Raw genomic sequence first — 26,333 nt, forward strand, 5'->3', positions numbered from 1 at the left:
GGAAATACAATGAAAATTAATTTATTAAAAACGGCTTTAATTGGCGCACTTAGCTTATCGGCGCTGGTATCTACATCGGCAAGTGCACATGGGCGCTGGTTATTACCTTCGCACACGTCATTATCTGGCGACAAAGCGCACTACGTAATGATTGACGCGAGTATTTCTAACGAAATATTTGCACCCGACAAAGCCTTTAAGCCAAAAGAAAAAGGCGCAGAGTACGACGACACACTACTTATGGCCCTTGCACCAAACGGTGAAGAAGTGTCTGAGACCATTCGTGCTTATTACCTAAAGCGTAAAAGCTCAGCGGCGGTAAGCCTAAAAGAAGAAGGTACTTACCACATTGCCATGACGCAAAAGCCAATGTACATGACCTTCTACAAAAACGAAGAAGGTAAGCGCAAGCGCGTATTTGGTAAAAAGTCAGAAGCTAAATTACCAAGCAATGCAAAAGATGTAACCACAACTAAAGTTATATCTACAGTAGATACATTTGTAAGCCGTAACGGTACTTCTAAGCCTGCACAACTTGGCTTAGGCCTTGAGCTTAGCGGCCCAACGCATCCAAACGATTTATTTGTTGGCGAGCAAGCGCGTTTTCAGTTACTACAAGATGGCAAGCCAGCGGGCGAAGGCATTGAAGTAAGCATTTTAAAAGGCGATACACGCTACCGTAACGAACGTGGCGAAATAAAAGTAACAACCGACAAAAACGGCATGTTTAGCACAACCTGGAAAGAGCCAGGCCTATACCTAATCGAAACCTCTAACAAAGTTAAAGTAAACGAAGAAGGCGTAGATGCCGGTCGTTATGCTTTATTCACGACGTTAGAAGTAGCGCCTGAATAATTTTTTTCACGCAATTTACACAATAAATTAAGGCCAAGTTTTCAGGGCGTGTTGAGCTTTGATGGTTGAATTTACAGCAGTGTGTTTGGTTTTTAGGCAAGGCAGAGCCTATGAAGTGTGGTTATTCCCCATAAATAGGCGATAACGCAGCATAAATGCCAAACATGTGCTGCCCTTCGGGTTCTGCCTAGGGGCGATAAACTCTTTGTTGCCTACATGGATGTAGGTAAGGGGCGTGAGCAGGACGCGGAAGCTTTACTCGATTTTTACTTAGCCCACTAGGTTACAAACCTCGCGCCGCGATTTAATCGCCCCTAGATTGAACAAATTTCAATCCGCAAAGTGCAACACGCCCTAACTTGACCTTTTTTGTTTTTTCAAAAAAACCGACAACTTACCTTGAATTTGCAGCCATTCGGCACAAGATTGCAACTCGAGCGATCTAAACGTCTATAGCGGGCGTAAACTGTCATTTTAGTTGTTAACAACTTAGAATAACTTAGACAGTTTTTATCTTTGCACACAGGTAGTGCCTTCTATATTATGCGCTCCTTTGAAAAATCAATAGTCAGCAGCCCTTAAGGGAATCAACATCATGTTAAAGCAATTATCAGCCAAAAAAGTAGCACTTAGCCTGGCCGTTACCTCTGCGCTTGGCGCGTCTTATTCTCCTGCATTTGCTGCAGAACAAGACACTCAAGCACAAGAAAGTATTGAAGTGATTTCGGTTACCGGTACCCGCAGAAGCCTGCGCAGTATTGCCGAAAGTACCGTACCTGTAGATATTATTACCAGTGGTGATATGCAAAGCACGGGTCAGCTAGAAATTAGCCAAATACTGGCCAACCAAGTACCTAGCTTTAACTACCCAAGCGCCACCATGGGTGATGGTACAGACCACGCTAAACCGGCTGTATTACGTGGTTTAGCACCCGATCACACCCTAGTGCTTATTAATGGCAAACGCCGCCACGCTGGCGCGCTATTAAACTTAGCGGGTGTTGTTGGCCGTGGTTCTACCGCTGTTGACTTAAACATGATCCCAACATCAGCCATTAAACGCGTAGAAGTACTACGTGATGGCGCAGCAGCGCAGTACGGCTCAGACGCCATTGCCGGTGTAATTAACATTGTACTTAAAGATGCCTCAGAAGGCGGCAGCGTAAGCGTAACCTACGGCGAGTACGACACCCAAATGGCTGGCGTACCTCAGCTAGAAAGCACCTACGCAGATGCCGATGGCAACCTTGCCTTTAATACCGGTGCCGACCGCGAAGTAAACGACGGTGCAAGTCGTACAATTAGCGCAAACTCTGGTTTTGAGCTTTTAGATAACGGCTTTGTAAACGTATCAATTGAGTATCGTGATAACGACTCTACGCAGCGCTCAGGCTTTGACCCGCGCGAGCAATACGACCGCCTAGAAGATGGCAGCCTAGACCCACGCGAATTTACCATCGACCGTTACAACCACCGCTTTGGTAAAGCAGAGCTTGAAGACTACGCACTGTTTTACAACATGGGTTACGACTTTGATAACGGCTATAACCTGTACTCGTTTGGTAGCTACTCAAAACGCGAAGGTAACTCAGGTGGTTTTTACCGCCGTGCAAAAGACAGCCGCAACGTGTTAGAAGTGTATCCGGATGGCTTTTTACCGCAAATTGAAACCGACGTACAAGATTACTCATTTGCCCTAGGCCTGCAAGGCGAAACTGGCGAATGGACCTGGGATGTAAGTACCAACTACGGCCGTAGCGACTTTGGTTTCGGCGTTGTAAATAGTATAAATACATCTCTAGGTGCCGACAGCCCAACCGAATTTGACAACGGCGCATTGGTTTACGATCAGTTTTTAGTAAACGCTACGGCAAATACAGTGCTAGATTTTGGCTTGCCAGATGACGTATTTTTTACTGTAGGTGCAGAGTACCGCCACGAAAGCTACAAAATTGAGCAAGGCGAAGAAGCCTCTTACATTACCGCTTTAGATAGTGATGGCAATCCAATTGCTGCCGGTGGCGCACAAGTATTAGCTGGTTTTGGCCCAGAAAGCGTAACCGATGAAAGCCGCCATAACGTAGCGGTATTTGTTGAATTTGATACTTACCTAACAGAAGACTGGAACCTTGTTTTAGCGGGTCGCTACGAAGATTACACCGACTTTGGCGATACGTTTACATCAAAGCTTGCGTCGCGTTACAGCATTAACGAAAACCTATCATTGCGTGGTGCAATTAGCACAGGTTTCCGTGCGCCATCACTTGCGCAAAGCTCGTACCGCCAAATCTCTACCGTACTTGAGAACAACCAACCGTTTGAAGTAGGTTTATTCCCTACCGATTCAGCGGCAGCGCAAGCGCTAGGTGCTGAACAATTAGATGCCGAAGAATCAGTCAACGTAACAGCAGGATTTATGTACACACAAGGCAGCTTTAGCCTAACTGTAGATGCCTACCGCATTGATATTGATGACCGTATTGTATTGTCTGAAAACCTAGAGGGCGATGCTGTAGTAGAAATACTGCAAAATGCCGGCGAGCTAAACACAGAAAGCGTACGTTACTTTACTAACGCTATCGACTCGCGCACGCAAGGTGTTGATATTGTTGCTACCTATAACTTAGATTTAAGCGATTTAGGTGACTTACGCTTAAACGTAGCGGCTAACTTTAACGATACCGAAGTAACGCACGTAGACGACAACCCAAGCGAGCTAAACTCACTAGGTGACGACTACGTAGTATTTGCACGCCGCGAAGTAGGCCGCTTTGAAGAAGGCACACCAGATAGCAAATGGAACCTATCAGCAGTGTGGAACTTTAACGAATGGCAAACCACCCTTCGTGCAACGCGCTACGGTGAAGTGGCTGATATTTCAACTACCGCCGATCGCGATGAGTACATTGACCCTAAATGGATCACCGACCTAGAAGTGGCCTACCGCCCAGACGAATACTGGAAGTTTGCAGTAGGTGCAAACAACTTGTTCGATCAGTACCCGCAAGCAACGGTAGATAACATTGGTTACTCTGACTTTGGCCAAATATTCCCGTACACGCCATATGCACCGTACGGATTAGACGGGCGCTTCCTATACGGTAATATTACTTACAGCTTTTAATAAATAACCTAAAAGCAAACACTTAAAAAGGATGCCATGTGCATCCTTTTTTAATTACTTCTTAGTGTATTTAACCACTTATTAGTAAATCCACTTTTCATAAATACATCTCACCCAATAAAATCAATGACTTACAATTGGTCTCGTTTTTGCTCTACTATGCTTATACAAAACATGCATAAATAACAAACACAAAGGACTAAACATGAGTTCATCAACTGTATCTAACATTACAAAACCACTTTCACTTATTGGCGGCATTTTATTATTAAGCGGCTGTGTGTTTCATATATCGCCAAGCGTTGCCTCAGTAAAACAAACTCAGCAGTTATCACTGCCAAGTAATAACCTAGAATACTTAAACGTATTAAGCGGTGCAGGCTCTCTTGAAATAAAAGGCTCGCCTAATGCCACCAGCATAAGTGTAGATGCCACAATTTTTACCGCCGACATTGAAGACGAATACACACTTACCCTTGAGCAAAACGGCAAACAAGCTACCTTAGTTGCTAACAATAATACTGCCAGCGGTATGCGTTTTTACAGCGGCCAATCGCCACACATTGATTTAGTGGTTACCGTGCCAAGTAATTTAATGCTCGATATTGATGATGGCTCTGGCGACATTGCAATAAGCGCCATGCAAAATAATATAGATATAGAAGACGGCTCTGGTAGCTTATCTATCAATAGCGCTAAAAACCTTACTATTGAAGATGGCTCAGGCGATATTACCCTTGAAAACATCACCGGTAACTTAGCGCTTACCGATGGCTCTGGCAGCGTAAATATTAATAATGTTAGCGGCAATGCGGTTGTTGATGATGGTTCGGGCGATATGCGTATTAGTAATGTGCGCGGCACCTTAACTGTTGAAGACGGCTCAGGCAGCATGGCCATTAATAACATTAATGGCGCAGTAGATGTAGACGATAACTCTGGCGATTTAGTCATTGAGCACGTGCAAGCAAGCGTAACCATTGAAGATGGTTCGGGCAATATTCGTGTAAACCACGCTAAGGGGCTTACCATTACCGAATCAGGCTCAGGCGATGTAAGTATTGATAACATTAACGGCCCTGTAAAAGTAGCCGATTAATTATGACTAAATGATCCATTTTCAGCCACATGACCCATTGTATTTTTAAAGCCACTAAGCCATGCTAAAAGCCTTGATACTATTAGGGTATACGCGTGTTAGAAATAGCTTTAATTTACTTAGCGGCAGCCATAGTGGCTGTACCTATTGCCAAGCGAGTGGGACTTGGCTCGGTACTTGGTTATTTAATTGCGGGCATACTAATTGGCCCTTACGCCCTGGGTATTGTGGGGGATCAAACAGATGTAATGCACTTTGCCGAATTTGGCGTAGTGATGATGCTGTTTTTGGTTGGCCTTGAGCTACAACCAGCCCGTTTATGGAAGCTTCGCCATTCAATATTAGGGCTTGGCGGCTTACAGGTCGTACTTACCGCCGCGGCTATTTTTGCGTTTTGTTATTGGGTTTTTACCATGCATTGGCAAACCGCCCTCGCCATTGACTTAATGCTGGCGCTCTCATCAACCGCTATTGTGCTACAAAGCCTTGAAGAAAAAGGCTGGCTAAAGCAAGAAGCCGGGCAAAATGCATTCTCGGTTTTGCTGTTTCAAGACATCGCCATTATTCCTATTTTAGCGCTCCTACCACTACTGGCTTTTGCGCCGCAAAGTAGCTCAAAAGACATTAGCGACTCCATTATTGCAAGCTGGCCGGTATGGCAACAAGTTGGCGTATCGGTAGCGGTTATCGCCGGCGGTAAATATGTGTCGGCGCCGTTATTTAGATACATAGCGCAAACTCACATGCGTGAAATATTTACTATTTTTGCGCTATTTTTAGTGGTGGCTATTGCCCTTGTAATGCAAAGTATTGGCTTATCACCGGCACTCGGTACATTTTTAGCCGGTGTAGTCCTTGCCGAAAGCGAGTTTAGACACGAGCTAGAAGCCGATATAGAGCCCTTTAAAGGCCTACTGTTAGGGCTGTTTTTTATCACTGTTGGCGCATCAATCAACTTTGAATTATTAGCGGATGAATTTACAACCGTTATTGCACTCGTTGCGCTGCTTATTGTAGTAAAAGCATGCATTTTATTTGCCCTTGCCATCACCTTTAATATTAGTAAAAAGCAGCGTTTACTGTTTGCACTAGCGCTGGCACAAGGCGGCGAATTTGCCTTTGTACTTTTAAGCGTAACCACTACATTAAGCATATTAACGCCAGAGCAAACAAGCTTAGTCACGTTAGTGGTGGCTGTTTCAATGTTGGTTGCGCCACTGTTATTAATGGCTTACGAGCAGCTACAAAAACGCACTAGTAACAGTGCGCCCGAGTTTGATAAGCCCGAGCAAATTAGCAGTGCTAAACACGTTATAATTGCAGGCTACGGGCGCTTTGGGCAAATTATGGGGCGCTTATTACACGCCCAAGGCTACGACATTACTGTACTTGATCACAGCCCAAGCCAAATAGAACTCCTACGCCGCTTTGGCAATACCGTATTTTATGGTGATGCTGCCCGCCAAGAACTTCTTGAAGCCGCAGGCGCGCACACCGCACAAATGCTAATTGTGGCAATAGACGATGCAGACAAAACCCTCGAAATTATTAAGCTTGCGCATAAAAACTACCCGCAGCTTAAAATTGTTGCCCGCGCTATCGACCGCCGCCACGCGTATCAATTACTTAATTTAAAAGTAGATGCCTTTAACCGCGAAACGGTCGACTCCGCCATTAACCTAGCGGTCGATGCATTAGAGCTATTAGGTAACAATAAAGAAGATGCCCAGCGCGCCGGAAAACTATTTAGAGACCACGACCGCGCTGCCGTATTGCAACTGGCCGAACTGTGGGGCGACGACGCCAGCTACGGTGTAGCCGTGCGCCAACGTATGGAAGATTTAAAACAAGTACTGCAACAAGACAAGCAGGCACAAAGTGATTTAAATACCTGCGACAGCGGCGACTGTGAAGACGGCCTAACAGAGCTAGCTGATAGACCTAAAAAGCCTGATGATGCTCATATTGAGTAGTTTAAGCCAGTAGTGTTTTTACAACTAGTGGAGGTTAGATACCTCCACTAGTTATACGCTTATAGATAATCATACAAAGTGTAATGTAATTCATCAGGAAGAGTGTGCTCACATTCGTCAAAGGTTAAGTACGCGTGACAATTTACCTCAGTACACATTAAGGGTTCAACATGTTCAATGAATAACTCACCGTATTCATCGAGATCTATTTTTTTATCTTCTAAACTTTTATTTGATAAACAAATCTGAAACCAATTACGATCGTCTGTTAATGAACTATATACTTCATAGCCTCTGTTAATCCAAAAAACAGCAGGTCTCCCTGGAAAATCTAATTCATTAAGAAAGTTCATCTCAGAGTTATGCGCCTCATAATCCCTATCAATTTGAACAGATTTGGGAATTGCTTTACCTGCTCTAGGTTGTTTTAGCACACATACAACTACGTTCTTTTCAACTATTGTTCTTTGTTCGAAACTCATAGAACCCTCAAATAACGATTTGCTAAACGGCTAATGGCAATATATGGCGACACGAATAACTGCTAGCTGTTTATGTTCGTTTAGCCAGCGTATTTGAATCACCAGTCCTAATTCTTCTGTGTATTTCTCTTTCTGCCGAGCTGACAGCATAAAGGTAATCACCGCCCTTCACAGTAGAAACAATTTTATGATTACAATTTTCACACACGAAATGAGTTTGTTTCTCTTCGAATGACGACCGCCTACAAGAGCTATCATCGTATACCAATGTTGCATCGCAACTTGGGCAATAACACCATAACCCAACAATCTGGTTATCTAGCCACTCCCACTTCCATTTGGCATCATTGATATAATCTTCTGTATATTTTATAAATTCAGGGGCTTCTTTTTTTTGTATCAACGCAATATAGATATTAATTGAACCAATAAATGCCAAAGTAAATAAAATAGCCAATACCCAGCCAGGTAAAGAATATGAGCTTGTTATAACCTCTCTGCACCAGATAAAAATAGACCATAACCATTTAGCAGCTTGTTTGAGATAATGCAGTGAATCAGGAATAATTAAAAGAACAACTCCTCCTACTACTGTCGCGATTACTCCATTTCGAATTGTTTTTGCTGAACTATCACTCATAACTCCCCTTATGCATTATCCTGCGACACTTTCATAAAACGTCCCTATTGTATGAACTCTATTAATAACAAATAGTATAAATTTTTACCAACTATTAATAGTTTTCGGCAGGTGGTGTTTATTTATAAAAAGAGGCATTACTTAGGCGAGAATTTTTTAAATTAACTTTATTTTAAACAAAAATTTGTAGCCCATAACCGCTTGCTGATTAAAGTATAAATTACCTACCAACACAGCAAGCTCGTTTTACGCCACATTAAAACTCAACTAAAACCTAGTGGTGGTGTCCACCTTGAATTGCTTTACCTTGCTGGTTATAAAACCCCGTTGCGCCGTGTTCTATAAAACCTAGGTTGATCATTTTTGCTAAAAACGGGTCGTTTTCGTTATCGCCTATGTCGGCGTAGTCGGTGGTTTGAAAGCGATCCCATTTGGCAAACTGTGCGGTTATTTCTGCTTTATTGCTGCTTACATCATTTAGGTTAAGCTCAGTGTGAGTGTGGCTTTTTATATTGGTTACGCTAAAGCTTTTAACTAAGTTCGATTTGGTAAATAAAGCGAGTTTAAATTGATTGTCGCCCTCAGAAAGTGTGTAGTTTTTTACTTCATCGCAGCCGTTGCCTTGGGTGTTAACTAGGGTCATTTTTTCGATTAAATGCGTATCCACCAGCTGATTTTTAGCGCTCCAACTTTGTACACCGCGTACCTCAGATGGCTGATATTCAATACCGCGTTGTTGGGCATTAAAATAACGAATTGGGCGAATTTGCTTGTTAGCTAAGTGCTGCCAAAGCTCAGTAATTACCTCACGCTGATGCGCAACTTGTGTGTTGTTTCGCCAAAGCGTAAGTGATTGCGTGTTTTGCTCGTTTTTATGAGTATTGGTAATTTTATAGTCGGCTTTTAAATGCGCGCTATCAATATTACATTGCTGCGCTAGGGTGCTGGTACTGGCAAGTGTTGCCATTAAAAATAATGCTAGTTTCATTAAATTATCTCTTATTTAAACGTCACTGTAATAGGTATTACCATACCCATTTACAGTGGCATTTTTATGACATAAAAAAACAACTCGCACAGCGTACGAGTTGTTTTTAAATACCTCATTTTTAATACGTACTTTATGTGCTGAGCGTACGTATTAAATTACTTATGGCGTTACTTTTTCATCAGCGGTAGTTACTAAGTCTGCTGCAAAGTCCATTACATGGAATAAAAAGCTTTGCTCGTTAGTGCCTGTAACTAAGTGAGCGCCTGGGCCCATTGCGTATACGCCAACATCTTCACCTGCGTGAGTTTCTGAGCCAAGTGGTACAAGCGCCTCTTGGTGAAAGCCCGCTGAAGTTGTATCAACATCGGTTAAATCTACACGCCCTGTAACAGGTGCAAATGCATAACCTGCATCGGCATCGGTTTCATCGCCTAAATCTCTAAAGCCGCCACCGTTGGTGTAGCCAACTGTGGTGTATGGCATATCGTCGGCAGCTAGGCTTGGCTCGGTTTCGCCTACGGCAACAACTTTACCTAATATTGGGTTACCACGTTTAGGGTAGCCTGCAATAGTAAATACGTGGCTGTGATCGGCAGTTACTACTATTAGCGTTTCTTCTGGGTTAGTGTTTTCCATTGCCACTTGCACAGCTTTTGCAAATTCTACTGTGTCGTTTAGGGCATTGTAGGCATTACCCGCATGGTGCGCGTGGTCAATACGACCTGCTTCTACCGATAAGAAAAAGCCATTGTCGTTGTTATCTAGTACGTTAATTGCTTTTTCGGTCATTTCGCTAAGCGACGGCTCGCCCGCTACATCGTTTGCGCGGTCGGCTTCGTATTGCATGTGCGATTCGTTAAATAAACCAAATACTTTAGTGGCATCGTCGCTAATTGCATCAAAACCGGTTTGGTCCATAACGTAAGTGCCGCTTGGGTAAGTTGTTTGCCACTCGGTTACGAGGTTGCGGCCATCAGTACGGTCGCCTTCTACTGCGCTTACTGCATCGGCTGAGTTTGCTGCTTCATCTTTTGGTAAAAAGTGACGACGTCCGCCACCCATTACAACATCAATGCCATCTACATCAATACCCGCATAACGCGACTCTAGGTTGGCTTCAAAGTTTACTAGTTGCGATGCAATATCTTCACAGGCTTCAGTGCCCTCTGGCATATCTGAGTTATCTTCCCAGTTACGGTCAGCCGATTTAGCATACGTTGCTGCAGGTGTTGCATGAGTAATACGTGCGGTTGAAATAAGGCCGGTTGCTTTACCTGCTATTTCAGCAAGCTCTAACGAGGTAACCAGTTCGTTGCCTGTTACCGTGGCACAGTCGCCGCGTTCAATGTCTTCATCTACGCCAATTACGCCCACATCAGTTTTAACACCTGATACCATTGCCGTCATTGTGCCTGCAGAATCGGGCGTTTGTGCATCTACGTTGTAAGTTTTAACAAAACCTGAGTACGGCATTTTTTCAAAGCTTAACTGGTAGTCTTCACCTAAACCGCCTTCAAGCTGGCCTGCTAAAATACGTGCAGCTGTTACGGTAGAAATACCCATGCCGTCGCCAACAAATAATATAACGTTTTTCGCTTTGCCAGATTCAGTAACCACTTCGCTATTAGCTTGCTGTGTTGCCGCAAGCTTTGTTTGTGCATCGCCATACCATGCGTTAGTAGTTAGGGTGGCAAGTTGCTCGCTGGTAAGTGACGTAGCAGGTGCATTACACACTAAGTTAGAAGAGGTAACTTCGTCGCTATCTAGCACGCCGTTGCCGTTTGTATCTACGCCAGTTTGGGTTTCTACGCCGCCATTAACACATTGCTCAGAGCCTACTGCAATGGTGTTATCTACCGCGAGAATATTATTTTCGTCTTTGTCGTCGTCACTACAACCTGCTAGCGCGACCATTACTGCTAAAGAAAGTACTGTTAATTTGTTCATGTTAGCCGCCATTATTGCTGAGTTAGTTCAAGAGCTTGATTAATTAAATGAAATACTACGTTTTGCTCAATTACGCCTTGAGCTAGCTGTGCGCCTGGGCCTTTTGCATGCAGCGAAATATCTTCACCGGCATGGGTTTCTGAGCCAAGAGGGACAGTGGTTTCTTGGTGAAAGCCAACATTGGTAGTATCAACGCCACTAAGCTCTACACGTCCAGCAACTGGGCCAGTTGTATACGCTGCATCGGCATCTGTTTCATCAACTAAGTTTCTAAACCCTAAACCATTTGCATAGCCTACTGTGGTGTAAGGCATATCGTCGGCAGCAAGGCTTGGTGTGGTTTCGCCTACGGCAACTACTTGGCCTAAAATTGGGTTACCGCGTTTAGGGTAGCCAGCAATAGTGAATACGTGACTGTGATCGGCGGTTACTAAAATAAGGGTTTCTTCTGGGTTGGTATTATCTACCGCAGCTTGCACGGCTTTAGCAAATTCAATGGTGTCGTTAAGTGCGTTGTAGGCATTACCCGCGTGGTGTGCGTGGTCAATACGGCCCGACTCAACGGTTAAGAAAAAGCCGTTTTCGTTTTTACCTAATACATCAATTGCTTTGCTGGTCATTTCGCTAAGCGATGGCTCGCCGGCAATATCGTTTGCGCGGTCTGCTTCGTATTGCATGTGCGATTCGTTAAATAAGCCAAACACTTTAGTGGCATCATCAGCAATAGCATCAAAGCCTGCTTGGTCCATAACATAAGTACCTTGTGGGTATTGTGTTTGCCACTCAGTTACTAAGTTACGCTCATCAGTACGATCGCCCTCTACAGCGCTAAGTGCATCTGCTGAGTTAGCTGCTTCATCTTTTGGTAAAAAGTGACGACGTCCGCCACCCATTACAAAATCAAGGCCGTCTACGTCGGTACCTATAAAACGTGCTTCTAGGTTTTTTTCAAAATTAACTAATTGCGAGGCAATGTCTTCACATGCAGTTTCGGTTTCTGGCATGTCTGAGATATCTTCCCAGTTACGGTCTGCCGATTTTGCATAGGTTGCCGCTGGCGTTGCATGGGTAATACGCGCTGTTGAAATAACACCGGTTGCTAGGCCTTTAATTTCAGCAAGTTCTGTTGCTGTTAAAAGCTCATTACCCGATACAGTTGAACACACACCGCGCTCTATGTCTTCGTCTACACCAATAACGCCTACATCGGTTTTAACCCCTGAAATCATCGCGGTCATTGTGCCTGCAGAATCCGGTGTTTGTGCATCTACGTTGTATGTTTTTACTTGTGCTGAGTACGGGAACTCTTCAAAGCTTAAATAACCTTCTTCACCTAAATCGCCCGCTCTTTGTCCTTTTAAGATACGTGCTGCGGTAAGGGTAGATACACCCATGCCATCGCCTACAAATAAAATAACGTTTTTAGCTTTTGTTGTTTGCTGGCTTTGTGCAAGCGCAGTTTTTGTGGCGAGTGTGGTTTGGGCATTTGTATACCAGTCATTGTCTGTTTGGCTTTGTGGTAATACATCGGCATGACTTGCAGCACTTAACATAAACGTTAAGCCAACTGCCGCAGCAACTTTTTTAATTTTCATCCTTTATTATTCCCATTGTGTAGTGGTTATTTTTTGCTTGAAGCGTAAACCTCAAATAAGTAACCGCTGCACTATAGAAAATAGATGTGACCTCTAAGAGTACTTTTAATTAAAAAACAATGACTAAACCATGACAAAATTAAGACACAAAAAAGCGCAGCGGTTAAACGCTGCGCTTAGCACAATTTTCACAGGGATATATTTATAAAATTAAAAACGTGCCTTAAACGATACACCAAAGTAGCGCTCTGCATCACGCGGAATTTGGTAACGGAAGTTGTCGCCACTGTAGGTGGTTACGTAGCTTTCATCGGTTAAGTTTTTAGCAATAAGCGATACTCTAAATGCATCATCTTTAAACGATAAACCCACACTTGCGTTTAAAATACCGTAATCTGGCAGTAACGCTGCTGGGTTAAACTCGCCTACATTGTTTGGTAGGTCTGAGTATTGCTCGTCGGTGTAAATGTAAGAGCCGTTTATATGAATATTAAAGTCGTGCTCTGTTTCAATAAAGTAATCAGCACTTAGTGAGTATTTTAAATCTGGCGAAAACGGGACATCTAAGCCGAGCGGTCAGTACATGAACCTGCTTCTACCTCTGCCGGACAATTAAACTCGTCAATTTCGGCCTTAATGTACGCAATACCACCAGTTAAAGTAAGTGAATCGGTAGCCGCCCACATAAAGTCAACCTCAGCACCTTGTGTACTTACATCACCTGCATTGGTTAAACGGGTAATACAGGTACCGTCTGAACAGTCAAAGTTATTGGCTTGAAAGCCTTCAATTTCGGTTCTAAATACAGCAAAGTTAAATACAAAGTCGCGGCTTGCGTATTTGTAGCCTAACTCGTACGCGTCTGACTCTTCTGGCGATATTTCGCGGCTATCGTTATCTGGATTAAAGTTGTAGTACACGTTAAAACCAGGGCCTTTATAGCCTTGCGAGTAAGTACCGTAAACCATTTGGCCATCGCCTAGGTCGTATTGCATACCTAAACGACCCGACACATTGGTTTCTTCTGCACTGCCTGATTCGTCAGTATTTAGTGCTGCTGAGCGTACACCTACACCGGTGCGACCAAATTCGTCATTGCTTACACGGCGGTGTGTGTACGACACTTCATCGTCGGTATAACGAATACCAAACAGTACACGTAAGTCTTCAGATAAATCGTAAGTACCATCGGCAAAGGCTGCCCAGTTGTTAAACTCGGTGCTCATGTACGCGGTTGCCGATACAATATCGTTAGCATTACAGCTTACACCTAAGCTTTGTGTGTAGGCGTCTAAGTCGGCCAATGCGGCATCAAGCTCTGCACCGGTTAAGTTATTTTGTGCGTAATACGCCATTGCAGCGTCTAGTTGGCCACCGTTATTTTGACAACTCGCGTCACGGGTAAAGTTACGTTGCGAGTCCATGTTCCAGTAAAATAAGCCAGCCACATAGTTAAACGGACCCGCTAGGTTTGAAGTAACTCTAAATTCTTGCGAAAACTGATCCCACTGCTGAGCACCTAAATCGTGTAATTGAAATGGCGCACCAAATACAGGTTCGTTACTGTCGCCAGCAATTGAGGTAAAGTCGCCTTCGCGGTATTCGGTGTTATCCCACGAGCGCTGCGCAGTAATAGAGGTGTATGTGTAGTCGCCAATAGTTTTATCAACCTGTACCGAAAACGCGCTGTGTTTGTCAATAGTGCGCGATTCATAGTCGTGATCAACTTTGCGCTGGTCTAGGTCAATATCGGCCACACCATCAACAATACCGTTGCTGTTAGGGGCTGCGTCTGAATCTGGGTTACGGCCACTTGGCAGGGCTTCTAAATCGGCACAACAGTCGTCGTCGGCGTTATAAAATTCGGCAATAAATTTTACGTTTAAATCATCGCTTGGCTCGTATTTAAATACAGCACGTGCGCCTTCACGGTCGTAACCGTTTACTTTTTCGTTGTTGTAAACGTTATCAATGTAGCCATCAAACTTACCTTTAAACACGGTTAAGCTTGCTGCTAAGTCGTCGGTTAAGCCGCCGCTTACCACGCCTTTAAAGCGGTATTCGTTGTCTTGATAAAACGAGGTTTCTACGCTGCCGGTGGTGTCGTACGAAGGATCTTTGGTTGTAATGTTTACCACACCCGCCGAGGCATTTTTACCAAATAGTGTACCTTGTGGGCCGCGCAGTACTTCAATGCGAGATACATCGTATAAATCGGCAAAGGCTTGACCAGAGCGACCTAGCACCACGCCATCAACCACAGTTGCCACACTTGGCTCAGCAGCAATACTAAACGAAATAGTACCAATACCACGCACTGTTAGCGCTGAGTTACGGGTTGTGGTGCCTTTTCTAAAACTGACCGAAGGCACAAGTGACTGCAGGCCTTCCATGTTATTAGCAAACGCCGAATCAATCTGGTCGCTATTAAGCACAGACACCGCAAGCGGTACTTCATTCAGGCTTTGCGTTCGTTTTTGTGAGGTAACAACAATTTTTTCAAACTGGTCGTTATTGTTTTGCTCTGCTTGTTGCTCAGTTTGCTCTTGCTTAGCATGTGCTTGCGTGCTTAGTGCTAAACCCGTTGTCATTGCTAACGTGACTGCCAAGCTTAAGGCGGACTTTTTAGCTCTCATGTCATTCTCCAAATTGTGCGTGTGTGCTGTTAAATTACCGCGCTAGCAAGTGTGTGGGTTGCTAAAAAGCGGTGCCAGAGTGTTGTAGTTATTTTCCTTATATCTCTTATGTCTTATATAAGAGATATAAACTTAAACAAACTTATGTTCTATTGCAAACATTATGTGAATAAAATGTGACTTTAAATTTGTATAAAGAATATAACGGCGCGTTATATACCAACTCGCTTAATTAAGTAATCTATTTTGAGGCTGGAAAAACGTGTTGATAGCTAGGCAAAAAATTCGCTATTTAGTTATTCTAAATGAGAATTTTTTAACGCAGGTAGCGACACGTTTAGCCCCGCAAAATGATTAAGTATTATTGCGAGTTGGTATTATGTGCCTTAGCAACGCCAATATGCGCCAAGCTATTTGTATAACGTGTATGCCATCGGCGTACGCTCCACCAGCTAAGCACAAAGGCGCTAGTCCAAACAGCAATTAAGCTTGGTACAAAGTACACGCTGGTGCCACCCACCAATCCAAGCGGAGAAAACAGTATGTACAAGCTTATAATTAAGCTCACTAATACAATCGCGCAAGGCAGTGCGTATTTCCACGGGCTTAGGTTTACCTCGGCTTTGCGGGTAAAGTTCCATGGTGTGGCAAGAGGTTTGTAGTAGCCAATACCTAACATAATGGCCAGCTCAATAAAGAATAATATGGCGTAAATATGGATAAAGTTAATATCTACATCCCACACAAATTTAAGCAAAGTGTAGGCAATAACATGAAAAACAATAGCCACTTTAGCGCCCAGTGCAGGCACTTTGCGAGTAAATAACCCCACGAGCACAATTGTGATGACCGGAATGTTGTAAAGTCCGGTAAATACACGAATGATGTGCCATAAACCTTCTGGTGCAAACATCAGTAATGGCGCGGTAATAAACGATAAAACAGCAATTACAATACTGGTAATTTTGGCCACTTTAATCAGCTTTTCGTCGCTTACTTTGCCTTTTTTCATGGGTTTGTATACATCTAAACAAAACAACGTGGCGGCACTATTTAACAACGAATTAAACGAGCTAAATACCGCACCTAATAGCACCGCTAAAAAGAACCCAGATAAGTACTGAGGCAGTACATCTTTAACTAAATGTGGGTAAGCTAAATCTATGGTTTGTAAGCTTTCGTGCTTATAAAGATGATACGCAATTACGCCTGGGATCATCATCATAAAGGGTACTAGCACTTTAAAGTACCCTGAAAACAACACGCCCTTTTGGCCTTCTACTAAGTTTTTAGCGCCCAGTGTACGCTGGATCACGTACTGATTGGTGCCCCAATAAAATAAATTAGCGAGGATCATTCCGGTAAAAATGGTGCCCAATGGCACGGGATCGTCACTGCTTCCAATGGCGTTGAGCTTTTCGGTATCGGTGTTTACCAGTGTGCTTAGGCCATCGGCAAAGTTGCCATCGCCAAGGGCAATAATGCCAAGGGTAGGCACTAAAATACCAATAATTAATAACCCAACACCGTTAATGGTATCTGATACTGCAATCGCCTTTAAACCGCCGAATACCGCGTAAATAGCGCCCACGGAGCCCACAATAATAATGGTGACAATTAAGCTTGCTTGATAGCTTAAGTTTAATAAGGTGGGCACATCAAACAGCCTAAGAACGGCAATTGATCCTGAGTACAAAACAGAAGGGATCGTTATAAAACAATACCCTACCATAAATAAGATCACCGTCATGCGGCGTACGGTATCGTCAAAACGATCCCGTAAAAATTCAGGCAAGGTAGAAAACGCGCCGGCTAAATACCGCGGTAAAAAGATCAGCGCCATTATAATGGTTGATATCCCAGCTGTTACTTCCCACGCCATTGAGCTTAGGTTGTAACCATACGCTGAGCCATTAAGGCCAATAAGTTGCTCGGCCGATAAGTTAGTGAGGATCATCGACCCCGCTATAAATGTACCTGTTAAACCACGCCCCGCTAAAAAGTAGCCGTCTTGGGTGTTAACTTCCCCTTTGGTTTTTTGGTACGAGATATATCCTACCAGCGCCATAAACGCCAAGCACGATAGCAGTGTCATGGTAATGTTCATACCTTCCATCTTGCGCCCCTTTTAGCTTACTTTACTCGGTAAAAAGTAAGCTAATATCTTTATTATTGTGTGTGTTACGTGTGTTGTGTGTGTTTGCTATTAACCGAGTTTTATTTTGGCCATGCTGTTAGCTGGCTCATGTCTTGCTCTGTGTGTTGAACCTCTGGACCTAGCTTGAGCGTATCGCCTTTACGAACAAATACGGCCATTTGTGTAAGCTCAAGTGTTTCTTCGTAATACTTGCCGCCTTGGTACGCCTGCCCATCAGGGAATCGCACCCACTCGCCTTGTGGTAAATAAAATTTAACTTTACCGTTTGGTACAACACATGGCACAACAAGGAGTTTTTCGCCGCACATAAATTGCTGATCAAAACTATGTGCCAGTACGTCATCAGGAAACGCCAATGCCATAGCACGCTGAATAGGCAGCCCTGTTTGCTGCGCTTGCTCTGCACATTCTTGTAAGTACGGAATTAACTGATAGCGTAATTTAAGCGCTGCAAATACAGCGTCACTTGCTTGCTCGGTGTATGACCACGGTTCGCGTGGGCCAATACCATGTAAGCGCATATGTGCACTAAATACCGACGCTTGCGCCCAGCGAACATAAAGCTCTGCATCGCGGGTGTCTTTGTAAAAACCACCAATGTCGGTTGCAAAAAATGGCCCGCCCGACATGCCCCATGCTAAGCTGCCGCGAATACTCGCCGCTAAGCCTTGCCAATCGGCTTGTGGGTCGCCGCCCCATTGTGCTGGGAAGCGTTGGCTGCCAGTCCATGCTGAGCGGCTAAACAAAAATGGCCCTGTTTTACAGTATTTTTCGGCGGCTTCATAAACGCAGCGGTTGTACAGCATGCTATAAACATTATGCAGTCTAATACCACTGTCGCCACTGTGCGATACCATGTTTTCATCTTCTAGCTGTTCGCCAAAGTCTGCTTTTATCATATCTACGCCAAGCTCAAACAATGGCTTGTGCGACTCCAGCCAGTATTCGTAAGCATCGGGATGAGTAAAATCTAAAATACCCGACTCTGGTAATGGTGTTAGTACTTCGCCAAAGGGGCTTAAATCCCACTCGTATTGATACGCTTTACCTGTGCGTTTGTCTTTTATTAGCCAGCCGTTTTCGGCCGCTTTAGCAAATAATGGGTTGTTTACCGAGATCATTGGGTATTCCCACACACAAATTTTAAAATCCATGGCTTTTAGTTCATCAAGCACAGGTTTTGGGTCGGCGTAACGTGTTGGGTCCCATTCAAAGGCAAAGCGGGTGTCGGTGTCTTGCCATGCACGGCCATCAAGGGTAATTACATCGCACGGCATGTTTTTAGCGCGTACTTCGCGGGCGACACTTAATAGCTCGTCGGCATCTTTGTAGTACGCTTTTGATAAAATAACACCCAAGCTCCACTGCGGTGGCACCGGCGCAAAACCAGTTAGCTCACAGTAGCGATTAATACTTTGTGCAGGCGTTTGCTCTTGGTATAAAAATACATCTAGCGCGTCGTCTTCTACTAAACACACATAAGCACGTTGCGACCAAAGTGCGTAGCCTACGCCATGTGTAACGGGCGCCGGCGTGTGTACAAATAAATTCCAGCCCTCTGGGCTCCATGCGTATGGCGTATTTTTATAAGACTTTTCGGCGTTTACGCCCAGCGCATCGTGGTTGTATGAGCGAATAAGCTGGCCGCGTTTATCAAGCTTGCCCCATTTTTCGCCAAGGCCGTAAACGGCTTCGTCGTAATTAAGCTCTAGGCTTAAAATCCAGCCGTTATCAGTTTTAGCCAGTGGCGGTAAACGATGCTGGCGCACAAAGTGGCCATCGGTTGCTGATTGCTGTACTAATTTATCGTTTTTATAAAGCTTAAAGTAAAACGGGTCGCTGTAAAATTCTAAACGGTACTCACCGGCGGTGGCTGCAAAGCCTTGGTCTAATTTATTAAGTGATAGCGGTAAGTTTGAAGGGGTGGTGGTTAATATTTTAAACGTCTCGTCATGCGTGGAGCCTGCATTTAAACGTAAACCAAACTGGCTTATGGTAACGCTGACCTCGCCAAATTGAGTTGGTAAAACTAGCACATGGCCTTGTAATTTAGGCTCTGCAGTTAAGCGTGCTGGCTCTATTGCGTTCCAGTCTGGCTCACGTAATTCAAATGCATTCGTGGGAGTTCCTTAACCAATTATTAGTCTTGCATAAGACACAAGTTAAATAATTGTAATCCCCATGTCAATGTAAATAACCCTAAGATGAATTATTTACATCGTTACTTTTAAAATATGCCCGGTGCCGATGTTGCCACCAGCGAAACGCCGCTTAGGCCAAGCAATGCAATTGCTATTATACGAATCCATTTTGCATCAACGTAAGGCGTTAATTTACGAGCAAATTGCGTTACTAATAATACCAGCGGTATGGCCGCTGCAATTAAAAACATAATGTCGAGTTCGGGTAAGGTGCCAAATAAGGCAATACCAACACGGACTAGGCCACCAATGGTAAATACCGCAAGTAAGGTGCTACGAATGGCCTCAATAGACCAAGCTTGTTTATAGCACTGAAACACCAGCGGCGGCCCCGAAGTTGAAAACAGCCCACCCAGCAAACCACTTACGCCGCCAGCAATTAAAAACGAGCCACGCCCGCTTTGCTTATTTGCTCTATCACGGCCAATTAGCATTAAGCCACAACATAGCAAAATACTAATACCTAAAATAAAGTTTAAGAACTGCGTTAAATGCGCCGACATATATTCAAGCAATATAAAACCTAACAGCATTAGCGGAATACCGGTATACAACATAAGTTTAAGCTCGGGCACTTTTACTGTACTGCGATTTTTAACCACCACAGTGGTTGAGTTAACCAAACCCAATAAACTCACTAAAAAGGTGGTGGCAGTGAGCGGTAAAACATCTAGCAACGTAAAGCTTGCAACCACCAGCAACCCAAAGCCAAACCCGCTAAGCGTTTGCATTATGGTGGCAAGGCTTAGGCACAACGCCATAAGCAAGATGAGTTCTAACGAAATACTGAGCACTTTAAATATCCTACGTGTGCGCTATTGTAGTGTAACGATTTGTTTTTAGGCATAATGTAAAAACAAACTACATGGCAATAGTTCACAATTAATTGAGCTTGCGCAAAACTGCGCAAAAAGTTTCACCTATGATATAAATACAGGTGGATTAAATTTAATGGTAAATAACAATGAGTAACTCTATGTTTGATCACAAATTAAGTGGCCCAAGCTTGGCTTTTCAACCACTTTACTTACAAGTGGCTGATTATATTAAACAGCTCATTGTTGAAAGACGCTGGGTACCTGGCGAAGTATTACCGAGCGAGTTTCGCCTTGCTGAAGAGTTTAACGTAAGCCAAGGCACTGTGCGTAAAGCGCTTAATTTATTAACCGACGATAAAATAGTTACTCGCCGCCAAGGTGTTGGTACGTTTGTATCTGAGCATACCGCGCAAGATGCCCTGTTTAGGTTTTTTCCGCTACAGGCTGACGGTAAAGGCGCCGACCTACCTAAAGCCGAGCTATTGTCGGTTGAGCTTTGCCCTGCACCACAAGATGTTATTGATGCGCTGCAACTTAATAAAAAAGACAAAGTCACTAAGCTTGTACGCAGACGCATTCTCGATAACGAATTTTGTATGAGCGAAACTATATATCTACCACAAAGTTTCTTTCCTGATATACATCAAAGTAGTGATATTCCGCACACATTGTATCATTACTACCAAACCAAATTTAACCAAACCGTGCATAAAACCCAAGACAGCATTAAAGCCGTTTTAGCAGATGAAACCGACGCTAAAATGCTCGCTATTAAAGCCGGTGACCCTTTATTGTTGGTATCGCGCATTACCGAATCAATCGAAGGTAAACGCATTGAATACCGTTTAAGCAAATGCCGTAGCGATCATTACCACTACCAAATAGAACTTGATTAATTAACCGCGCTTTAGCCGCGAGTAAGTTATATTAGCGCATACTTATTAAATATTTTTTAAAGGCAGCAAACGCTGCCTTTTTGCTGCCTGTAGGTTTTTTAACACCTTTCATTTATTGCCTTGCGGTTAACACAGTGTTGACACTGTTAGATTCGTATAATAACTTATGTCTTATACAAGACAAAAGTCATTATGCAATTTTAACAGGAATTCCCAATGAGTTCATTAAATAACATCCCGCCAGTCGGGTTCGGTTTATGGAAAGTAGCACAAGAAGATTGCGCGCAAACGGTGTACCAAGCTATTAAAGCAGGCTACCGCCATCTTGATTGCGCATCAGACTACGGTAACGAAGAACAAGTAGGCGATGGCATTGCTCAAGCAATAAAAGGCGGCCTATGTACCCGCGAAGAATTATGGGTAACATCAAAACTATGGAACACCTTTCATGCGCCAGAGCATGTAGAGCTTGCCATTGATAAAACCTTGAGCGATTTAAAGCTCGACTACCTCGACTTATACTTAATTCACTTTCCGATTGCGCAAACGTTTGTACCAATCGAAACGCGCTACCCACCAGAGTGGTTTGTAGACCCAGATGCACAAAACCCACAAATGGAGCTGGCAAAAGTGCCGCTACACTTAACGTGGCAAGCAATGGAAGAGCAAGTACATAACAACAAAGCAAAACGCATTGGTGTGTGTAACTACTCAAGCGCACTTATTCACGATTTAATGACCTACGCCACAATTAAACCCGCCATGCTGCAAATTGAGTCGCACCCTTATTTAACGCAAGAGCGACTAGTAAGGCTTGCCAAACAGTACGATATTCCGGTTACGGCGTTTTCGCCGCTCGGTGCGCTTTCGTACCTTGAGCTTGAAATGGCCGATCAAACTGAGTCGGTGCTTGAGCAAAGCGTAGTAAAAGCTGCAGCGCAAAATCATGGCAAAACACCAGCACAAGTTGTACTGCGCTGGGGTGTGCAACGCGGCACCGCCATTATTCCTAAAACCTCTAAATTTGAACGCATGAAAGAAAATCTCGCGCTGTTCGACTTTGAATTAACAGAGCAAGAAATGGCGCAAATTTCTGCGCTTAATAGCAACCGCCGTTTTAACGACCCTGGGCACTTTTGTGAAGCTGCCTTTAACCGTTTTCACCCTATTTACGATTAGGATAATAAAATGTCAGCTACCGAACTTAACTATGCCCAAGTGCCTACTCAATTAACGTTTGATGACTCGGTTTTTCCGTGCATTGTAGTTAATAACAATAACGCCAGCACCGTTGAAGAAGCGGTAGCTTTTATTCGCGCTAACAAAAGCGAGTTGGCTAAAAAACTACGCAGCTCAGGCGCTGTATTGTTCAGAGGCTTTCCTGTTGATAGCGCCGAAACCTTTGATACGTTTTCAGCAGGGTTTGATTACGACAACTTTACGTACCAAGAGTCGCTATCTAACGCGGTACGTATTAACTTTACCGAGCGTGTATTTACCGCTAACGAAGCCCCCAAAGATGTAGAAATTTACCTTCATCACGAAATGGCACAAACGCCTATATCGCCAAGTAAACTGTTCTTTTTTTGTAAATCGGCAGCTGAGGAAGGCGGCGCGACACCGCTTTGTCGCTCAGATAAATTATTTAGCGCTTTAAAGCAATTTGATAGCCAATTAGCCGATGACTTTGAACAAAAAGGCTTAAAGTACACCACTTACATGCCCGCAGCCGACGATGCTACATCGGGTCAAGGTCGCAGCTGGAAAAGCACCCTAAGTGTTGAAACCAAAGAAGAAGCACACAGCAAACTTACCGAGCTAGGTTACAAGTGGGAGTGGCTAGAAGATGGCTCTTTAAAAGCAATTACTCCGGTTTTACCTGCGGTAGTTACCCTTGAAAACGGCGTACAGGTTTTTTATAACCAACTTATTGCCGCTTACATGGGCTGGAAAGGCGTTCGCGAAAACCCATCGGTTGCTATTACCTTTGGCGATGGTAGCGCCATTCCTAAACAAGGGCTTGAAAAAATTGTTGAGCTATCAAAAGAATTTACCTTTGATTTAGCATGGCAAGATGGCGATGTAGCCTTAGTTGATAACGAAATGGCTATGCATGGCCGCCGCCCATTTACTGGCGAGCGTAAACGCCAAGTGCTTGTTGCACTGACAGCAGCTAACGCCTAATGCAAAGCTTAACCGGTGCACTAAAGGTAAAAGTTTCCCCGTTATGGCAAGGGGCCAGTATTGCTGCAATGACTGGCCTTGCAGCCTTATTTTTAAGTGAACACTATGGCGCGCCCGCTATGTTGTTTGCTTTATTATTGGGGATGGCGGTGTCGTTTTTATATCAAAGCGACAGCCCGTGCGCTAAAGGCATAGACTTTACCGGTACTACGGTTTTACGTGTAGGCATTGTATTACTTGGCACCCGTATAGCACTGGGCGATTTAATTACACTGGGCTGGCAAACAGCGCTAATGTTAGCTGGCGCTATATTTACCACCATTATTTTAGGCGTTGTACTTGCCCGGGTATTTGGTTTACAAAAACGCTTTGGCGCACTCACCGGTGGCTCAGTTGCTATTTGTGGTGCATCGGCAGCACTGGCTATTTCATCTATTATGCCAAACAGCGAGCATAAAGAGCGCGATACCTTACTTACCGTAATTGGCGTAACGGCCATGTCGACCATTGCAATGATTTTATACCCTATTGTGGTTAACTACCTTGAATTTGATGCACATAACGCCGGGGTATTTTTAGGTGGCACCATACACGATGTAGCCCAAGTAGTGGGTGCCGGTTATTCGGTATCGCCCGAAACTGGCGATATAGCAACACTTACCAAACTAGTACGCGTGGCTATGCTGTTGCCTGTAGTACTTATTATGATGGTGGTTATTAATCGCTCAAATAAAGGTAACCATGGCGAGTTGCTAAAAGTACCGGGGTTTTTAATTGGCTTTGTAATTTTAATGATTATAAACAGCACCTTTAACCTACCCGCTATTGTGCTTGAAACCACAAATGAGCTTTCTCGGTTCTTTTTAATTGCCGCTATAGCCGCCATTGGTATGAAAACAAACCTAGGCAAACTCACCGAGGTGGGCTTAAAACCAATAATTATGATTGTTGCCGAAACCATTTGGATAGCACTGTTAATACTTGGCTTTGTATTGTGTAGCTAAGTTGAGTAGCTAAGCATTAAACCTTGAGCGTATTGAGTGGATTGCCTACAATAGCGCATCACTTTTTAATAAAGATTAAAACCATGACCGATTCAACAAAACCAGCATTACCTGATCAGCTTTCTATTAACCCACGTAGCAAGCATTACGTAGAAGAAGTGTTTGAACACGAAATTGGCGTAAGCTTAAATGGCAAAGAACGCTTTGACGTAGAAGAGTACTGCATTAGCGAAGGTTGGATTAAAATTGCCGCGCCTAAAGCGCTAGACCGCCGCGGTCAACCTTTACTTATGAAAGTAAAAGGTACAGTAGAAGTATTTTATAAGTAAGATTTAGCCTACTTAAATAAGCGACTCTCCTGCGAGATGTCGCTTTTTTTATGCCTGTAAAAAAGCATTGAGCTTTTTTCATGTTAAAGGTGACGAAGTTTCATTATGAATCTAAAAAAATTATGGTTGAATAGCGCCATATTGTTTAGTTGTATAGAAATCCTTTATGAATAAAGTAACTATTTTAGATGGCGGCATGGGGCGCGAGCTTAAGCGCATTGGCGCACCATTTACACAGCCACTGTGGAGTGCACAAGCACTAATAGAAGCCCCACATTTTGTAACGCAGGCTCACCAAGGTTTTATTAATGCAGGCGCTGAAATAATTACCGTTAATAGTTATGCCTGTGTGCCCTTTCATTTAGGAGAAGCACTATACCAAGCTCAAGGCGCAGCCCTTGCGCAGCAAGCAGCCGTTATTGCAAAAGACGTAGCTCAAAGCGCTAAACAAAATGTATTAGTAGCAGGCTCATTACCACCAGCATTTGGCTCTTACCGCCCAGAGCTATTTGAGAGCGAACGCGCTTTTACTATTTTAGATACGCTATACAAGGCGCAAGACGAGCACGTAGATGTATGGATTGGCGAAACCATATCGAGCATTGAAGAAGCGCACGTTATGGCAAATGTACTTAAAGGCTCAAACAAGCCATGTTATTACGCATTTACCTTAAATGATGTGGTAAGCGAGCAAGCGACACTTCGCTCTGGTGAGCTGGTAAGTGACGCCGTAGCGGCTTTGCTTGAGCAAAATGTTACTGGTATTTTCTTTAACTGCTCAATCCCCGAGGTTATAGAGCAAGCCTTTAGCGATACCAATGCAGTATTAGCTAAACAAAATAAAAGCGTTGTGTTAGGCGCGTTTGCTAATGGCTTTACACCTATCGCACGCGATTACAAAGCCAACGAAGGCTCGCAGGCGTATCGTGATATTTCACCTGCAGAATACCTAGATTTTGCAAAAACGTGGTACAGCCAAGGCGCAAGCATTATTGGCGGCTGCTGTGGTATAGGCCCAGAATTTATTGAAGTATTAGTAAACTGGAAACAGGAACTTGAAAGCGCTTGAGGCTGCCTATAAAGCAGAAGACTGCTTATTAAAATAATGTCTCAGCATTAGTAATCTATTACCGTGTAAAAAGTTGAGCCACTAAAGAGTAATAACGAGGTGGCTCAGCTGACTGCCTTTCAATAATTATAATAGTTGCCCAGCCTGCTCAACTATTTGTATATAAGTTGAAAAGTTCTTTTCCATTTTAAAGTTGCGAACGCGGTTAGGGGCTGTTGATCTTTGTAGTACATATATCAATCAGCCCACATTGGTAGCCACATCATAGTAAATGCTAAAGCGAGCATTGAATGATAATTTCGTTCAAGCTTTTCATACCGCGTGGCTATCCC

General features: G+C 43.8%; 18 protein-coding genes and 2 pseudogenes. 10 read left to right on the top strand and 10 right to left on the bottom strand.

The genetic code is table 11. The annotated features are described in order from the left end of the window. Positions 1-9 precede the first annotated feature (9 nt). The 4 genes from PSI06_RS11025 (at position 10) to PSI06_RS11040 (ending at position 7,051) form a co-directional block, all read left to right on the top strand. Entirely contained in the window at positions 10-855 is an 846-nt protein-coding gene (locus tag PSI06_RS11025) for a DUF4198 domain-containing protein (RefSeq protein ID WP_024033999.1), read from the top strand. Positions 856-1,450: 595 nt separating this feature from the next. Continuing rightward, entirely contained in the window at positions 1,451-3,979 is a 2,529-nt protein-coding gene (locus PSI06_RS11030; protein ID WP_443197789.1) for a TonB-dependent receptor plug domain-containing protein, read from the top strand. A 205-nt stretch (positions 3,980-4,184) separates the two neighbouring features. Further along, complete coding sequence (locus tag PSI06_RS11035; RefSeq protein WP_273603752.1) at positions 4,185-5,078, top strand: DUF4097 family beta strand repeat-containing protein; 894 nt, start codon at positions 4,185-4,187, stop codon at positions 5,076-5,078. 95 nt (positions 5,079-5,173) lie between these two features. Then, the gene (locus PSI06_RS11040) at positions 5,174-7,051 is read left to right on the top strand and encodes a monovalent cation:proton antiporter-2 (CPA2) family protein (RefSeq protein WP_273605022.1); all 1,878 of its coding nucleotides are present in this window, start codon (positions 5,174-5,176) and stop codon (positions 7,049-7,051) included. Between the two features lie 59 nt (positions 7,052-7,110). On the opposite strand, the gene PSI06_RS11045 is transcribed toward PSI06_RS11040, so the two are convergent. From PSI06_RS11045 to PSI06_RS11085, 9 genes and pseudogenes are all read right to left on the bottom strand, one after another. After that, positions 7,111-7,533, bottom strand: a complete 423-nt coding sequence (locus tag PSI06_RS11045) for a hypothetical protein (RefSeq protein WP_248532861.1) — start codon at positions 7,531-7,533, stop codon at positions 7,111-7,113. 70 nt (positions 7,534-7,603) lie between these two features. Beyond that, entirely contained in the window at positions 7,604-8,173 is a 570-nt protein-coding gene (locus tag PSI06_RS11050; protein ID WP_273603754.1) for a hypothetical protein, read from the bottom strand. Between the two features lie 274 nt (positions 8,174-8,447). Next, positions 8,448-9,161 (bottom strand): hypothetical protein, encoded by a 714-nt coding sequence (locus tag PSI06_RS11055; protein WP_273603755.1) that lies wholly within the window; start codon positions 9,159-9,161, stop codon positions 8,448-8,450. 162 nt (positions 9,162-9,323) lie between these two features. Beyond that, a complete protein-coding gene (locus tag PSI06_RS11060) occupies positions 9,324-11,111 on the bottom strand; it encodes an alkaline phosphatase (RefSeq protein ID WP_024034005.1) in 1,788 nt (595 codons plus the stop codon). A gap of 11 nt (positions 11,112-11,122) precedes the next feature. Next, entirely contained in the window at positions 11,123-12,706 is a 1,584-nt protein-coding gene (locus tag PSI06_RS11065; RefSeq protein ID WP_273603757.1) for an alkaline phosphatase, read from the bottom strand. 210 nt (positions 12,707-12,916) lie between these two features. Next, positions 12,917-15,342 (bottom strand): annotated as a pseudogene (locus tag PSI06_RS11070) (TonB-dependent receptor). A 361-nt stretch (positions 15,343-15,703) separates the two neighbouring features. Next, positions 15,704-17,458 (bottom strand): solute:sodium symporter family transporter, encoded by a 1,755-nt coding sequence (locus tag PSI06_RS11075; protein WP_273603758.1) that lies wholly within the window; start codon positions 17,456-17,458, stop codon positions 15,704-15,706. Between the two features lie 101 nt (positions 17,459-17,559). Then, positions 17,560-19,581 (bottom strand): glycoside hydrolase family 31 protein, encoded by a 2,022-nt coding sequence (locus PSI06_RS11080; protein WP_273603762.1) that lies wholly within the window; start codon positions 19,579-19,581, stop codon positions 17,560-17,562. A 146-nt stretch (positions 19,582-19,727) separates the two neighbouring features. Further along, positions 19,728-20,495 (bottom strand): sulfite exporter TauE/SafE family protein, encoded by a 768-nt coding sequence (locus tag PSI06_RS11085; protein ID WP_004586028.1) that lies wholly within the window; start codon positions 20,493-20,495, stop codon positions 19,728-19,730. A 170-nt stretch (positions 20,496-20,665) separates the two neighbouring features. On the opposite strand from PSI06_RS11085, the gene PSI06_RS11090 reads away from it, so the two are divergent. From PSI06_RS11090 to PSI06_RS11115, 6 genes are all read left to right on the top strand, one after another. After that, on the top strand, positions 20,666-21,415 hold the full coding sequence (locus tag PSI06_RS11090; RefSeq protein ID WP_004586029.1) for a GntR family transcriptional regulator: 750 nt from the start codon (positions 20,666-20,668) through the stop codon (positions 21,413-21,415). A gap of 216 nt (positions 21,416-21,631) precedes the next feature. After that, entirely contained in the window at positions 21,632-22,594 is a 963-nt protein-coding gene (locus tag PSI06_RS11095; protein ID WP_273603759.1) for an aldo/keto reductase, read from the top strand. Between the two features lie 9 nt (positions 22,595-22,603). Then, entirely contained in the window at positions 22,604-23,599 is a 996-nt protein-coding gene (locus tag PSI06_RS11100; RefSeq protein ID WP_055255428.1) for a TauD/TfdA family dioxygenase, read from the top strand. Continuing rightward, the gene (locus PSI06_RS11105) at positions 23,599-24,603 is read left to right on the top strand and encodes a YeiH family protein (RefSeq protein WP_273603760.1); all 1,005 of its coding nucleotides are present in this window, start codon (positions 23,599-23,601) and stop codon (positions 24,601-24,603) included. Before PSI06_RS11100 ends, PSI06_RS11105 begins: the two co-directional genes overlap by 1 nt. A gap of 83 nt (positions 24,604-24,686) precedes the next feature. Further along, positions 24,687-24,932, top strand: a complete 246-nt coding sequence (locus PSI06_RS11110) for a DUF3297 family protein (protein WP_004586033.1) — start codon at positions 24,687-24,689, stop codon at positions 24,930-24,932. Positions 24,933-25,098: 166 nt separating this feature from the next. Then, positions 25,099-26,001, top strand: a complete 903-nt coding sequence (locus PSI06_RS11115; protein WP_273603761.1) for a homocysteine S-methyltransferase family protein — start codon at positions 25,099-25,101, stop codon at positions 25,999-26,001. 236 nt (positions 26,002-26,237) lie between these two features. Here the strand turns inward: PSI06_RS11115 and PSI06_RS11120 are convergent. Further along, a pseudogene (locus tag PSI06_RS11120) lies at positions 26,238-26,333 on the bottom strand (IS5/IS1182 family transposase); the annotation flags it as partial.

The sequence above is a fragment of the Pseudoalteromonas sp. GABNS16E genome (assembly GCF_028598715.1).
Taxonomy (GTDB): Bacteria; Pseudomonadota; Gammaproteobacteria; order Enterobacterales; family Alteromonadaceae; genus Pseudoalteromonas; species Pseudoalteromonas atlantica.

Coding starts and splice junctions, on each gene's coding strand:
- PSI06_RS11075 (WP_273603758.1), bottom strand. CDS start 17,458: ATGGAAGGTATGAACATTACCATGACACTGCTATCGTGCTTGGCGTTT.
- PSI06_RS11060 (WP_024034005.1), bottom strand. CDS start 11,111: ATGAACAAATTAACAGTACTTTCTTTAGCAGTAATGGTCGCGCTAGCA.
- PSI06_RS11055 (WP_273603755.1), bottom strand. CDS start 9,161: ATGAAACTAGCATTATTTTTAATGGCAACACTTGCCAGTACCAGCACC.
- PSI06_RS11115 (WP_273603761.1), top strand. CDS start 25,099: ATGAATAAAGTAACTATTTTAGATGGCGGCATGGGGCGCGAGCTTAAG.
- PSI06_RS11035 (WP_273603752.1), top strand. CDS start 4,185: ATGAGTTCATCAACTGTATCTAACATTACAAAACCACTTTCACTTATT.
- PSI06_RS11025 (WP_024033999.1), top strand. CDS start 10: ATGAAAATTAATTTATTAAAAACGGCTTTAATTGGCGCACTTAGCTTA.
- PSI06_RS11065 (WP_273603757.1), bottom strand. CDS start 12,706: ATGAAAATTAAAAAAGTTGCTGCGGCAGTTGGCTTAACGTTTATGTTA.
- PSI06_RS11050 (WP_273603754.1), bottom strand. CDS start 8,173: ATGAGTGATAGTTCAGCAAAAACAATTCGAAATGGAGTAATCGCGACA.
- PSI06_RS11100 (WP_055255428.1), top strand. CDS start 22,604: ATGTCAGCTACCGAACTTAACTATGCCCAAGTGCCTACTCAATTAACG.
- PSI06_RS11110 (WP_004586033.1), top strand. CDS start 24,687: ATGACCGATTCAACAAAACCAGCATTACCTGATCAGCTTTCTATTAAC.
- PSI06_RS11090 (WP_004586029.1), top strand. CDS start 20,666: ATGAGTAACTCTATGTTTGATCACAAATTAAGTGGCCCAAGCTTGGCT.
- PSI06_RS11045 (WP_248532861.1), bottom strand. CDS start 7,533: ATGAGTTTCGAACAAAGAACAATAGTTGAAAAGAACGTAGTTGTATGT.
- PSI06_RS11105 (WP_273603760.1), top strand. CDS start 23,599: ATGCAAAGCTTAACCGGTGCACTAAAGGTAAAAGTTTCCCCGTTATGG.
- PSI06_RS11030 (WP_443197789.1), top strand. CDS start 1,451: ATGTTAAAGCAATTATCAGCCAAAAAAGTAGCACTTAGCCTGGCCGTT.
- PSI06_RS11095 (WP_273603759.1), top strand. CDS start 21,632: ATGAGTTCATTAAATAACATCCCGCCAGTCGGGTTCGGTTTATGGAAA.